Raw genomic sequence first — 13,629 nt, forward strand, 5'->3', positions numbered from 1 at the left:
GGCCGCCCGATGCAATGCAGTATCGTGCGTGTACGTTTTCAGTTCAAGCAGTAAAGTGCACTTGCGTGCTCGGTGCTTACCCTTAGTTTGCGATGAGGTGCTTCACCCGGTCGTGCAGCAGTTCGAAGGTTTGCGGCAGCGATTGCGAACTCGTGTTCACGTGCAACTCGGCCTTGGCGTAGAAGGCTGCGCGACCCGCAAGGATGGCGCGCAGATCGTCCATTGCTTCCTTGCTTGCGGCCATCGGTCGCATGTCGCCCTGAGCAGCAACCCGTTCCATGTGATCTTCTGGATCGGCCTGCAGCCAGACCGTCGAGCAATGCCCAAGCAATAGATTGAAGGTCGCAGGATCTGACACGATGCCACCAGGCGTCGCGATAACAGCCTCCGGATAGATCTGAATCGCTTCTTCGAGCGCTCGGCGCTCGTAGCGCCTGTACGCCGCCTGGCCATAGAGCCCCTGGATCTCACCCACGCTGCAGCCGGCGAACTTCTCGATGTCGCGGCTCAGTTCTACAAAGGGGAAGTCCAGCGCCTCGGCCAGCATTGAGCCCAGCGTGCTCTTACCGGCGCCGCGCAGCCCTACGAGTGCAATGCGCAGGCTTCTTGGCCTGTCCTCCTGGCTTTGCCCCCCACCCAGCAGATCGCCGATGGCGATCCGCACCTTGCGCAGCGTGCCTTCGTCGCGACGCTCCAGCAGTTCTCGAATGAGCAGCCACTCAGGGTTGGACGTCGTCACATCGCCAATCAGCTCGGCCATGGAGCACTGCAGCGCCTGGGCCACCTGAAGCAGGATCAGGACGGAGGCGTTACCGGTCCCGTATTCAAGATTGGCCAAGTGGCGCTCGCTGACATCCGCCAAGCCGGCCAGCGTCTTGCGCGTAACCCCTCGGCGTGAGCGCAGAGCGCGAACGCGCTCTCCGAGCTGACTAAGAAATGGGTGCCGTTCCGGGGCATCCCCGGCTTGGGTGTCTTCACTAGGTGATAACCCGTCAACATGCATTATCGTGCTTGACATGGGATGGTGGTGGTTCTAAATTGCCTGTACGCACAATACTGCATGACGGCACTGGCCTCAAGTCTGCCACGTCATGCGCCAACAAGGTGAATCAATGGACCCCCAGGAATTTCGTCGCAACCTGTCCGCACTGACTGTCGAACTGCAGCAGCGCCCTCTGGACAGTGGCCTGCGGGACTGGCTGAACACGCACCACGCGCCCGGCACCTCCACTTTCGACGCGCTACGGCTGGCGTGTGAGACCGGTGTACGCGAGGGCTGGCTCTGCCAACGTGAAGGTGGCGGCATCAAGTACGGCCGCATCTTCAAGCCGACGGACGACCTGCACGGATTCTCGGTGGACGTCGTGGACATGGACTCGATCGCCGGGCCGCATCACGTGCACCCGAATGGCGAGATCGACCTTGTCATGCCGCTTGATGAATCTGCCCGCTTTGATGGGCAAGGCGCTGGATGGGTCGTCTATGGCCCCGGCAGCTCTCATGCACCGACCGTCACCGGCGGCCGTGCGCTCGTTCTCTATCTGCTGCCCCAGGGCGCCATTGAATTCACGAAGGCCTGACATGTTCATCGAGACCCTTTCTAACTACATCGGCGGGCGCTGGGTCAGCGGCGAAGGCCCCGGCACCGCATTGTTCGATCCGGTGCTCGGCACCGAACTCGTTCGCGTTGACGCCACAGGTTTGGACCTGCCTGCAGGTTTCGAGTTCGCCCGCTCCCGCGGCGGCGCGGCCTTGCGTTCCCTCACCTATCGTCAGCGCGGAGAGTTGCTGGCGGCCGTGGTTCAGGTGCTTCAGAAGAACCGTGATGCCTACTACGAGATCGCGACGGCCAACAGCGGCACGGTCAAGAACGACTCAGCGGTGGATATCGACGGTGCGATCTACACGCTGTCCACGTTTGCCAAGCTCGCAGCACAGCTGCCCGATGGTCACTATCTCCCTGATGGCGACGCGATCAACTTCGCCAAGGACGGCAGCTTCCAGAGCAAGCATCTGCAGACGCCAGTTGCCGGCCTGGCGCTGTTCATCAATGCGTTCAACTTCCCAGCATGGGGCCTGTGGGAGAAGGCTGCACCAGCGCTGCTGTCGGGCGTTCCGGTTGTCATCAAGCCAGCCACGTCGACCGCCTGGCTGACGCAGCGGATGGTCAAGGATGTCGTCGATGCTGGCGTCCTGCCTGCAGGCGCCTTGAATGTGGTGTGCGGCAGCTCGGCCGGCCTGCTGGACGCGTTGCAGCCGTTCGACGTCCTCAGCTTCACCGGGTCTGCGGAGACCGCGGCGACCCTGCGGTCACATAACGCGATCACCCGCCTGTCAGTGCGCGCCAACATCGAAGCGGACAGCATCAACAGCGCCGTGCTGCTGCCTGGCAACGTGGCCGGCAGCCCAGTCTTCGACCTGTTCGTGAAGGAACTCAGCAAAGAGATGACGGTCAAGTCGGGCCAGAAGTGCACTGCCATCCGCCGCGCGTTCGTGCCGCAGGAACTGCTGCCACTGGTGACTGAAGCGCTGATCGATCGCCTGAACCGGACCACGATCGGCAACCCGCGCAACGAGAACGTGCGGATGGGTTCGCTCGTGAGCCGCTCCCAGTACAACAGCGTGCGCGAGGGCATCGACAAGCTCGCAGCCAGCGCGGAGATCGTGCTCGACGGCCGGCGCCCGACCCTGATCGATGCCGACGCTGCCGTGGCCTGCTGCATCGCTCCCACGCTGTTCGCACTCCCGAGCGCCAAAGCGGTCGAAACGACATCCGCTGTCCATGACATCGAGGTCTTCGGTCCCGTGGCGACCCTGCTCCCCTACCGCGACCTGCCCCAGGCAGCACAGCAAGTGCAACGCGGCCTTGGCTCGCTCGTGGTCAGTCTCTATGGCGATGACGCCCAAACGCTGGCAAACACTGCCAAAGCACTCGCCCCGTTCCACGGTCGCGTCCATGTGGTGAGCCCGGAGGCTTGCGCAAGTCAGACCGGGCATGGAAACGTGATGCCGCAATCGCTGCATGGTGGTCCCGGCCGCGCTGGCGGTGGTGAGGAGCTTGGCGGCCTCAGGGCGCTGAACTTCTATCACCGGCGAACGGCCATCCAGGCCGCACCCAGCGTGATCTCGGCGCTCTGAGCTTGAAAAGAAAACATATCAGGAGACAAGCTTATGAGCCCGACCACCATTGCCAGCCCCACCGACGTCCCCGCGCTACCGGAGACGTTCAATTGGGCTGAGCACCTTCTTCACCAGAACGCCTGCCGTCCCGAGAAGATCGCCTTCATCGATGACCTCGGCACGTTGAATTACGCCCAGTTGGACGAAGGCGTGCGACGCGCGGCGACTGGCTTGCGCAGCCTTGGCGTGAAGCGCGAGGAGCGGGTGCTGCTCTTGATGCAAGACGTCAACGACTGGCCGATCGCATTCCTTGGCGCCATGTTTGCTGGCGCAGTCCCGGTCGCGGTGAACACACTGCTGTCGCCCGACGACTACGCGTACATGCTGGAGCATTCCCGTGCCCAGGTAGTGCTGGTCTCTGGTGCCGTGCTTCCCATCCTCAAGACGGCCCTCGTCAAGAGCGATAACGAGGTGCAGAAGGTCATCGTGTCCCGCCCGGTGGCGCCGCTGGACTTCGGTGAAATGAACTTTGGGTCGTTCATCAATGCTCATGCGCCTCTGCCCAAGGCGGCTGCCACGCATCCGGACGATCCAGGCTTCTGGCTGTACTCCTCGGGCTCGACCGGTCGTCCCAAGGGTACGGTGCACTCACATGGCAATCCGTACTGGACGGCGGAGCTATACGGCAAGCGGATCCTGCAGCTGCGCGAGGACGACGTCTGCTTCTCCGCAGCCAAGCTCTTCTTTGCGTACGGCCTGGGCAACGGCTTGAGCTTCCCCCTCGCCGTGGGCGCCACGACAGTGCTGATGGCCGAGCGCCCCACGCCCGACGCCACGTTCAAGCGGCTGACGGGTGGCGTTGGCGGTGTCCGCCCGACTGTGTTCTTCGGCGCCCCCACCGGGTTTGCCGGAATGCTGGCCTCCGCCGCACTTCCCAAGCGTAGCGAGACCGCCATCCGCCTGGTGTCCAGTGCCGGAGAGGCTTTGCCGCCTGAACTTGGCGAGCGCTTCCAAGCTCACTTCGGCGTGCCCATCGTCGATGGCATCGGCTCGACCGAGATGCTGCACATCTTCCTGTCCAACCGGCCCGAAGCAGTCCGCTACGGCACCACGGGTTGGCCTGTGCCTGGATACCGGGTGGAACTGCGTGGCGAGGATGGCCAGGCGGTACCGGACGGTGAACCAGGCGATCTCTACATCGCCGGCCCGTCCAGTGCGCTCATGTACTGGGGCAACCGGGAGAAGAGCCGCGAGACCTTCCAGGGCGGCTGGACCAAGAGCGGCGACAAGTACGTGCGCAATGCCGATGGAACCTTCACCTATAGCGGTCGCAGCGACGACATGCTCAAGGTCAGCGGCATCTACGTCAGCCCCTTCGAGGTCGAGGCGACCTTGGTACAGCACCCGGCCATCCTCGAGGCCGCAGTGATCGGCGTCGAGGACGCTGAGGGTCTGATGAAGACGAAGGCCTTCGTGGTCCTGACGCCCACGGGGCAAGTGACTGCAGAAGAGTTGAAGGCCTTCTGCAAGGACAAACTCGCGGCGTACAAGTACCCGCGCCAGATCGAGTTCGTCGGTGAATTGCCGAAGACGGCAACGGGCAAGATCCAGCGCTTCCGCCTGCGCCAGCTCGAAGCCACCGCCAGGACAGCAGCATGAACCCGCGTTTTGCGCGCATCCAGTTCGGCGATCGAGTGATCGAAGTCGAATACGTCTGGCTCAACGCTGAGCTGACGGATGCGCCGGTCATGGTCTTCCTGCATGAGGGGCTGGGCTCGGTTTCGATGTGGAAGGACTTCCCACGTCAACTCTGCGAACGCCTCGGAGTGCGCGGCCTTCTGTACTCCCGCCCGGGATACGGCCGCTCCACGGCACGCCCGGAAAGCGAACAGTGGTTGTCGAACTTCATGCACCGCCAGGCACATGAAGTGCTTCCGGAGCTGATGGAGAGATTCGGCATCGAGCGCCCATGGCTCTTCGGTCACAGCGACGGCGGATCGATCGCGCTGTTGTACGCCTCGCGCTACGAGTGCGCCGGCGCCATCGTGCTGGCGCCGCACATCGTCGTCGAGGACATCTCTGTGACGTCGATCTCGGCAGCGCGCGATGCCTACTTGAATACCGATCTGCGTGAGCGCCTCGGCCGGTACCACGATGACCCGGACTCGGCGTTCTGGGGCTGGAACCGCATCTGGCTCGACCCGGAATTCCGCGCCTGGGAGATCGGCGAAGAGATCGAAACCATCGACTGCCCACTGCTTGCCGTCCAAGGGCTGGACGACGAGTACGGGACGCTCGAACAGATCCGAGGCATCGCGCGGCGCGTACCGCAAACGCAGCTCCTCGAGATCACCAACTGCCGTCATTCACCCCACAAGGATCAGCCGCAAGCGTTGCTGGACGCCTGCGACAACTTCTATCGACAACACCAGCGAGCCCATACCTGAGGGGCACAGGAGACCATCATGATTCAACGCGTAACCCTTCTGATCGCGGCCCTGCTGACCGCCGGCGTCGCGCACGCCCAAGGCAAGCTCAAGGTCGGACTGATGCTTCCGGCGACGGGAACCTTCGCCCAGCTGGGCACGGCGATCGAGAACGGCTTCAAGCTCTATGTGACGGAGCAAGGCGGCAAGCTGGGTGGCCGCGAGATCGAGTACGTCAAGGTGGACGATGAGTCCGATCCCGCGAAGGCGACGGACAACGTCAACAAGCTGATCAAGCGCGACAACGTCGATGTCCTGATCGGCACCGTGCATAGCGGCGTCGCCATGGCCATGGCCAAGTCGGCCAAAGAGTCCGGCACCTTGCTTATCGTCCCCAACGCCGGTGCCCATGCGATCACGGGCCCGATGTGCGCACCGAACATTTTCCGCAGCTCGTTCAGCATGTGGCAGTCGGGCTATGCGATGGGCGATGTGATGGCCAAGAAGGGCGTCAAGAAGGTCGTGACCATCACCTGGAAGTACGCCGCCGGTGACGAGTCGGTGGGCGGCTTCAAGGAATCCTTCGAGAAGGCCGGCGGCCAGGTCGTCAAGGAACTGACGCTGCCCTTCCCGAATGTCGAGTTCCAGGCGCTACTGACCGAAATCGCCGCGACCAAGCCGGATGCCGTCTACACCTTCTTCGCGGGCGCAGGCGCCGTGAAGTTCGTCAAGGACTACGCAGCGGCTGGCCTGAAGAAGTCGATCCCGCTGTATGGCGCAGGCTTTGTCACTGACGGCACCCTGGAAGCTCAAGGTGCCGATGCCGAAGGCATGTTCACCACCCTGCACTACGCCGACTCGCTAGGCTCTGCGCGTGACAGCGCCTTCCGTCTGGCCTATGCCAAGACTTTCAAGCTGCAGCCCGATGTCTATGCCATCCAAGGCTACGACGCGGCGCAAGTCCTGGGCCTGGGCCTCGCAGCGACCAAGGGTGACGCGAAGAACATCCAAGCCTTCGATGCCGCCATTGCCAAGGCGAAGGTCGACAGCCCACGCGGCGCCTTCACGCTGGGCAAGAACCACAACCCTGTGCAGGACATCTATCTGCGCCAGGTTGTGGGCAAGGAGAACAAGCTCGTGAGCGTCGCTGCCAAGGCGCTCGCCGACCCGGGCCGCGGCTGCCGGATGTAAGGCTCAACTGGCGCGCGATTCCATCGCGTGCCCCTCTTGCGAGTCGTCGCCGACGGCCGGTCAAACCGGACCGTCGCGGCTAGCCGCACACCCAACACGTTTGAGCCATGGACCTCGCCACCTTTCTCATCCAGTGCCTGAACTCGCTTCAGTACGGGCTACTGCTCTTCCTTGTCGCCTCCGGCCTGACGCTGATCTTCGGCATCATGGGCATCATCAACCTGGCCCACGGCAGCTTCTACATGATCGGGGCCTACATGGCCTACGCGCTCGCTGCGCCAGTGGCCGCGACGTTCGGTGGCGGGTTCTTCAGCGTACTGCTGGTAGGCATCCTGCTGTCGGTCGTGCTCGGCTACGCGCTGGAGTGGGCATTCTTCAGCTACCTCTATGACCGGGATCACCTGCAGCAGGTCTTGATGACCTATGGCCTGATCCTCGTGTTCGAGGAGCTGCGCAGCATGATCGTCGGCGACGACGTCTACAGCGTCACCGCGCCAGCTTTTCTTTCGGGATCCATCCCGTTGGGCGAGTTGATGACCTACCCGGTCTACCGCCTCTTCGTCAGTGGCGTCTGCGTGTTGCTGGCTATCGGCATGTGGTGGGTGTTCACGCGCACCCGGCTGGGGATGATGATCCGTGCGGGCAGCCAGAACCGAGAAATGGTTCAGAGCTTAGGCATCGACATCCAGCTGCTGTTCCGCATCGTGTTCGCCGCCGGTGTCGCCCTCGCGGCCCTGGCAGGCATGGTGGCTGCGCCGGTATCGAGCGTCTATCCCGGGATGGGCAGCTCCGTCCTCATCATCTGCTTCGTCGTCGTCGTCATCGGCGGCATCGGCTCCGTCCGTGGAGCGCTGCTAGCTGCCCTGCTGATCGGCTTCGTCGATACGTTCGGCAAGGTCCTGCTTCCACAAGCCTCTGGCGTGCTGGTCTACGTGCTGATGGCAATCATCCTTCTCTGGCGCCCCATGGGCCTCTTCAAGTCTTGAAAGCACGGTGATGAAAACTCAAATTGCCGTTCTGCTCGGGGCGCTTGTCTTCTTGGCCGCATGGCCATGGGTCGGCAGCTCCTACAGCGTGGACCTGGTCAACAAGATCATGATCTACGCACTCCTCGCACTGAGCCTCGAACTGCTCGTTGGCGGAACAGGTCTGGTTTGCTTTGGCCAGGCCGCGTTCTTCGGCATCGGTGCCTATGCCGCCGTGAAGTTCACACCGGCTTCGGGCGAACCCGCATCGCTGCTGGTCACCTTGCCGATCAGCATCGGCTTGGCAGGGCTCTACGCATTGATCGTGGGCGCGCTGTCACTGCGCACCCAGGGCGTGTACTTCATCATGGTGACGCTCGCGTTCGCTCAGATGGCGTACTACGTCGTGCACGACACGCCGCTGGGTGGAGGCACCGACGGCATCTACCTCTATGCGAAGCCGATGCTGGGTGACTGGCTCGACCTGGACAAGCCTCTCGTGATGTACGGGTTCACGCTGTTCAGCCTGGTCGCAGCCTTCGTGCTGTTGGCGGTTCTTCGACGCGGACAGTTTGGACGCGCGCTGGATGGCATCCGCGTCAACGAACTGCGCATGCGGGCCACGGGCTTCTCGACCTATCCGTACAAGCTGGCTGCATTCACGCTCTCCGGTGCGATTGCAGGCTGGGCTGGCTTCCTGTTCGCGGTGAAGGACGGTTTCGTCAACCCGGAGCTGATGAGCTGGCATCTGAGCGGCTCGGTGTTGATCATGGTCATCCTTGGCGGCATGGGCCATTTGCGCGGCGCAGTGCTGGGCGCATTCGCCTTCACCCTGCTGCAGGAGCTGTTCCGCAGCGAGGCCGTGTTCGGCAGCTTCGCCAAACACTGGCACCTCGGCTTGGGGCTGTTCATCATCCTCAGCGTCGCCGTGATGCCCAAGGGCTTGGCTGGCCTTCCACGACAAATTAGAGAGCGCCTGGCCGGCAAGCTGCTGGGCACGAACCGAATCAAGGCCGGCGAGGCCCCGCGTTCTCAGGAGCACAGCGCATGAAGTCTTCCGCCAACCCGGCTCTCTTGCGCTGCCATCAGCTCACCCGCCGCTGGGGTGGCCTCGTCGCAGTCAATGAGGTCAACCTGGATCTGCTTCAAGGTGAAGTCCACGCGGTGATTGGCACCAATGGTGCGGGCAAGAGCACGCTGATCAATCTGCTCTCCGGGCAGTTCCCCCCATCGGGCGGTCGTGTCGAACTGCTGAACCGGGACGTCTCGCTTTGGTCTCAGCCCCGCCGCGCGCGGGCTGGGCTCGGCCGCAGCTATCAGCGCAACACCATCTACGGCGAGTTCAGTGTCATCGAGAACTGCCGACTCGCCGCCCAGGCCGCGCGACAACGCCCCTGGCAATGGTGGCAGTCGGTGCACGCGCAGGCCGACCTCATGGAGACGGCCTGCAGCGTCGCGAAGCGAACCGGGTTGTCCGACTACCTCAGTCGACCCGCTGGCCTGCTCAGCCACGGCCAGAAGCGCCAGCTTGAGATCGCCATGTGCCTCGCGACGCGACCGAAGGTGCTGCTTTTGGACGAGCCGCTGGCCGGCATGGGCGCCGAAGAGACCGAACGCATGCTGGCGCTGCTGCGTGACCTGAAGGCAGATCACGCGATCCTTCTCGTCGAGCACGACATGGATGCCGTGTTCCGCATCGCCGATCGCATCACCGTGATGGTCAATGGCAGCGTCATCGCCACCGGCTCTCCGGACGAGATCCGCAGCAACAAGCTCGTCCAGAGCGCTTACCTCGGAGATCACTGACATGGCGGCATTGCTTGAGGCGCGCGACATCCACGCCTGGTATGGCAGCAGTCACGTGCTGCACGGTGTCGGGCTCATGATTGGCAAGGGCGAGACGGTCGGGCTGATGGGCAGGAACGGGATGGGCAAGAGCACGCTCATCCGAACCCTCCTGGGCCATGTCGCTCAGCGACGCGGTGAAGTCTCACTGCGTGGCCGCAACGTGTCACGCTCGAAGCCGCACGAGGTCGCCCGCATGGGTGTGGCCTATGTGCCCGAGGGGCGCGGCGTGTTCGGCAATCTGTCCGTACGCGAGAACCTGGTGATGGCGGCGCGCCGAGGCAAGGACGGTCGGCACGACTGGCCGTTTGAACGGGTGCTTGCCACGTTCCCTCGGCTGAGCGAACGCCTGTCTCACCTCGGCGGTCAGCTTTCTGGCGGCGAACAGCAGATGCTGTCCATCGGCAGAGCGCTGATGACCCACCCCGACCTCATCATCCTCGACGAAGCGACTGAAGGCTTGGCACCGCTCATCGTGGCGGACATCTGGCGTGTCATCGACGAGATCAAGGCGAGCGGCATCGCGACGCTGATCGTCGACCGCGACTTCAAGAAGATCCTCAGCCGCAGCGACCGGGCCATCGTCCTTCAGAAAGGTCAGATCGTGCTGCAGGGCAGCTCCGCCGAGGTCGCCAACAGCTCGACGTTGTCGGCGCTCCTGGGCGTCTGACGCGGACGCAGACGCGCTCGCTTGATCCGATCTTGCGGTGGACTCCCGTGGCAGTAGAGGCGGCAGATACGTGCACGGCGGATAGTGAACCCGGTCAGCAGGTTCCCGGTTCCGCCCACGTAACGGTTCTGCTGAACCGGGGCGGGAGACAGGCCCAGACCACGGATTGGGTCGCGGAAGAAGTGCCCGTGTCCCTGGTGTTCAATGGGCTGTCCCATGCGGTCATGCTTGCGACACCCCTGGACATCGAAGACATGGCCATAGGCTTTGCCTTCACCGAGGGCTTCCTGCAACGAAGAACCGAGTTGTACGGCGTGGACGTCGAGACAACCGCGCTCGGCATCGAAGCCCACCTTGAGGTATCCAGCGCTTGCTTCGCGCGGCTCAAAGACCGCCGACGAAATCTGGCGGGGAGGACGGGCTGTGGCCTCTGCGGCACAGAGAGTCTTGAACATGTCCACCTCTCACCGCCTCCGCTTCGAGCGCGTCCAGCGGTGCAAGCCACCGCCATTGCGGAAGCCCTGAAAGCTGTCCAGCGATTCCAGGTCTTGCAACGATCGACGGGCGCAGTACACGCTGCGGCCTGGTGCGACCTAAATGGCTCGGTGGTCCTTTGCAGGGAGGATGTCGGCCGCCACAACGCGCTCGACAAAGTGATCGGCGCCATGCTCGTGCGACAGATAGACCCGTCGACGGGGTTCTTGCTTGTGACCAGCCGGGCAAGCTTCGAGATGGTCCAGAAGACGGCCATGGCGGGCGTGTCCATGCTTGTGGCCATATCTGCCGCTACGGAACGCGCACAGCGCGTCGCCACAGGCGCCGGCGTCTGCCTGATCGGCTTTGCCCGCCAGAGCAACTTTGTGGCTTACACCTTCCCCGACCGCATCCTCTTCCCGCGTCGCGGCTGAGTGGCTGGCGACTGGAGTTTCATGCGATGAGCGAACAGAAGATTGAGTTCTACGATGGCCCCGCCGGTGGCTGGGGGGCGCTGAAGAGCGTTGGCCAGGCGCTCTTGCGCCAAGACATCCCCCTCAAGGGCGCGAAGACCCTGCTCTCCGCCAACCAACCCGACGGCTTCGACTGTCCGGGCTGCGCCTGGCCGGATCGAAACCACGCTTCGACGTTTGAGTTCTGCGAGAACGGGGCAAAGGCGGTCGCGGCAGAGGCCACCGCTCGACGGGTCACGCGCGACTTCTTCGCAACGAACACCGTCACCTCGCTCATGCAGAAGAGCGACTTCTTCCTCGAGGACCAGGGCCGTCTGACTGAACCGATGGTCTACGACGCGACCACGGACCGCTACGTGTCGATCGCTTGGAACCAGGCGTTCGCTCTGGTCGCTCGCCATCTCAACGCCCTGCGTGATCCGAACCAGGCCATGTTCTACACGTCGGGGCGCGCCAGCAACGAGGCCGCGTTCCTGTACCAACTGTTCGTTCGCCAGTACGGCACGAACAACTTCCCCGACTGCTCCAACATGTGCCATGAGCCCAGCGGCTCGGGCATGCGACCGCAGATCGGTGTCGGCAAGGGCACGGTCACGCTTGAAGACTTCGAGAAGGCCGATGCCATCTTCATCTTTGGCCAGAACCCCGGCACCAACCATCCGCGGATGCTGGGCGAACTGAGGGCTGCGTCGAAACGCGGAGCCAAGATCGTCAGCTTCAATCCGCTACGAGAGCGCGGCCTGGAGCGGTTCGCCGACCCTCAAGACAAGCTGGAGATGGCAACGCGCGGCTCCACACCAATCAGCACGCACTACCTTCAGGTCAAGGTCGGTGGCGACCTTGCCGTGGTCAAGGGCATGATGAAGCACCTGGTCGAACTGGAGGACGCACAGGGCGGTGTGTTGGATCACGCATTCATCCAGGAACACACGGAGGGCATCGATGCCCTACTTGAGGACCTCCGCCAGGAATCGTGGTCGCTGTTGGTTCAGGAGTCGGGCATCAGCGAAGAGCAGATCCGCGCTGTCGCGGAGGTCTATCGCAATGCGGGCAGCGTGATCGCCTGCTGGGGCATGGGCATCACGCAGCATCAGCATTCCGTGGCGACCATCCAGACGATCATCAACTGGCTGCTACTTAGGGGAAACATCGGTCGACCAGGCGCAGGCGCTTGTCCAGTGCGAGGCCACAGCAATGTGCAGGGCGACCGCACGATGGGCATCTGGGAAAAGCCGCCTGCCTCGCTGCTCGACAGGTTGAAGGAAGTATTTGACTTCGAGCCTCCGCGCAAAGATGGCGTGGACACTGTCGAATCCATCCAACTGATGCTGAGAGGTCGAGGAAAGGTCTTCGTGGCCTTGGGCGGGAACTTTGCCGCCGCGACGCCTGATACCTATGAAACGTGGCGCGCCCTCAGGAAGTGCGACCTCACGGTCCACATCACCACGAAGCTCAATAGAAGCCACCTCGTCCACGGTCGCGAGGCACTGATCCTTCCGTGCCTTGGCCGGACCGAGATCGACATGCAGGCCGAAGGGCCTCAAGGCGTGACGGTTGAAGACTCGATGAGCATGGTGCACCTCTCTTATGGCATCAACGCGCCCGCCTCCGAGAACTTACTGTCCGAGCCAGCCATAGTCGCGCGGTTGGCTTGTGCAACTCTGGGCCCGTGGACGAGGGTGCCATGGCTGTGGCTGATCGAGGACTACTCGCGCATCCGAGACAAGATCGAAGAAGTTTTCAGCGACTTCAAGGACTTCAACAAGCGCGTCCAGGTCCCAGGTGGCTTTCGTCTTCGGAATACTGCAAGCGAGAGGGTATGGGCGACGGCCTCGGGAAAGGCGTCCTTCCTTGCACATGGCGTCCCCACCGATACGCCAGTGCATCGCGCACGAGAAGGCAGACGAGACACCATCGTCTTCGCGCTGTTTACCACCCGATCGCACGACCAGTACAACACCACGATCTACGGCATGAACGACCGCTACCGCGGTGTGTTTGGTCAGCGCAGGGTCGTGTTCATCCATCGTGAGGACATCCGCGCGCTTGGCCTAAAGGACGGTGATCTCGTTGATCTGAAAACCGTCTGGGATGACGATCAAGAACGTCGGGTGGATGGCTTCAAGCTCGTCAGCTACGACATTCCGCGGGGATGTCTCGCAGCCTACTACCCAGAGACAAACCCGCTTGTGCCACTAGCAGCCACAGCGATATCGGCTGGCACGCCGTCATCGAAGTTCATCCCGGTTGTTCTGGTCGCCCAACATTAATAAGAACCCTTTGGCTGTCCTCGGTGACGGCTGCATGCGGATGCCGGCATGACAGGTGCCAGGCTTGGAGTGATCGCTCTGGAGGTGGTTGCCGAGATGGACATGCAGGTCATGGCCTTGGGCTATGGAGGAGGGCCTACATCCGAGCCGGCACCGAGGCCGCCCTGCGAAGCTTGGTCGCTGTCTTCGGCGCTG

Annotated in this window: 12 protein-coding genes; 11 read left to right on the forward strand and 1 reads right to left on the reverse strand. The window is 62.9% G+C overall.

Annotation, left to right across the window (positions count from 1 at the left end; genetic code table 11):
- Window positions 1-82: 82 nt before the first annotated feature.
- Complete coding sequence (locus tag AC1Q7O_RS26180) at window positions 83-1,018, reverse strand: helix-turn-helix transcriptional regulator (RefSeq protein WP_492662146.1); 936 nt, start codon at window positions 1,016-1,018, stop codon at window positions 83-85.
- A gap of 94 nt (window positions 1,019-1,112) precedes the next feature.
- Between AC1Q7O_RS26180 and AC1Q7O_RS26185 the strand changes: the two genes are divergently transcribed.
- From AC1Q7O_RS26185 to AC1Q7O_RS26235, 11 genes are all read left to right on the forward strand, one after another.
- Complete coding sequence (locus AC1Q7O_RS26185; RefSeq protein WP_492662147.1) at window positions 1,113-1,580, forward strand: 4-hydroxylaminobenzoate lyase; 468 nt, start codon at window positions 1,113-1,115, stop codon at window positions 1,578-1,580.
- 1 nt (window position 1,581) lies between these two features.
- Entirely contained in the window at window positions 1,582-3,138 is a 1,557-nt protein-coding gene (locus AC1Q7O_RS26190) for a 3,4-dehydroadipyl-CoA semialdehyde dehydrogenase (protein ID WP_492662148.1), read from the forward strand.
- A gap of 33 nt (window positions 3,139-3,171) precedes the next feature.
- Window positions 3,172-4,779 carry a benzoate-CoA ligase family protein gene (locus AC1Q7O_RS26195; protein WP_492662149.1) on the forward strand — a complete coding sequence of 536 codons (1,608 nt, stop codon included), beginning with the start codon at window positions 3,172-3,174 and terminating at the stop codon, window positions 4,777-4,779.
- Window positions 4,776-5,567, forward strand: coding sequence for an alpha/beta fold hydrolase (locus tag AC1Q7O_RS26200; RefSeq protein WP_492662150.1), 792 nt, complete (start codon window positions 4,776-4,778; stop codon window positions 5,565-5,567). Before AC1Q7O_RS26195 ends, AC1Q7O_RS26200 begins: the two co-directional genes overlap by 4 nt.
- An 18-nt stretch (window positions 5,568-5,585) precedes the next feature.
- Complete coding sequence (locus AC1Q7O_RS26205) at window positions 5,586-6,737, forward strand: ABC transporter substrate-binding protein (RefSeq protein WP_492662151.1); 1,152 nt, start codon at window positions 5,586-5,588, stop codon at window positions 6,735-6,737.
- Between the two features lie 107 nt (window positions 6,738-6,844).
- Entirely contained in the window at window positions 6,845-7,723 is an 879-nt protein-coding gene (locus AC1Q7O_RS26210; protein WP_492662152.1) for a branched-chain amino acid ABC transporter permease, read from the forward strand.
- Window positions 7,724-7,733: 10 nt separating this feature from the next.
- On the forward strand, window positions 7,734-8,753 hold the full coding sequence (locus AC1Q7O_RS26215; RefSeq protein WP_492662153.1) for a branched-chain amino acid ABC transporter permease: 1,020 nt from the start codon (window positions 7,734-7,736) through the stop codon (window positions 8,751-8,753).
- Window positions 8,750-9,508, forward strand: coding sequence for an ABC transporter ATP-binding protein (locus AC1Q7O_RS26220; RefSeq protein WP_492662154.1), 759 nt, complete (start codon window positions 8,750-8,752; stop codon window positions 9,506-9,508). The genes AC1Q7O_RS26215 and AC1Q7O_RS26220 overlap by 4 nt, the downstream gene beginning before the upstream one ends.
- A 1-nt stretch (window position 9,509) precedes the next feature.
- Window positions 9,510-10,217 carry an ABC transporter ATP-binding protein gene (locus AC1Q7O_RS26225; RefSeq protein WP_492662155.1) on the forward strand — a complete coding sequence of 236 codons (708 nt, stop codon included), beginning with the start codon at window positions 9,510-9,512 and terminating at the stop codon, window positions 10,215-10,217.
- A 47-nt stretch (window positions 10,218-10,264) separates the two neighbouring features.
- The gene (gene fdhD, locus AC1Q7O_RS26230) at window positions 10,265-11,125 is read left to right on the forward strand and encodes a formate dehydrogenase accessory sulfurtransferase FdhD (protein ID WP_492662175.1); all 861 of its coding nucleotides are present in this window, start codon (window positions 10,265-10,267) and stop codon (window positions 11,123-11,125) included.
- Between the two features lie 26 nt (window positions 11,126-11,151).
- A complete protein-coding gene (locus AC1Q7O_RS26235; RefSeq protein ID WP_492662156.1) occupies window positions 11,152-13,434 on the forward strand; it encodes an FdhF/YdeP family oxidoreductase in 2,283 nt (760 codons plus the stop codon).
- Window positions 13,435-13,629 lie beyond the last annotated feature (195 nt).

Source organism: Roseateles sp. GW823-FHT07B05 (assembly GCF_058794515.1).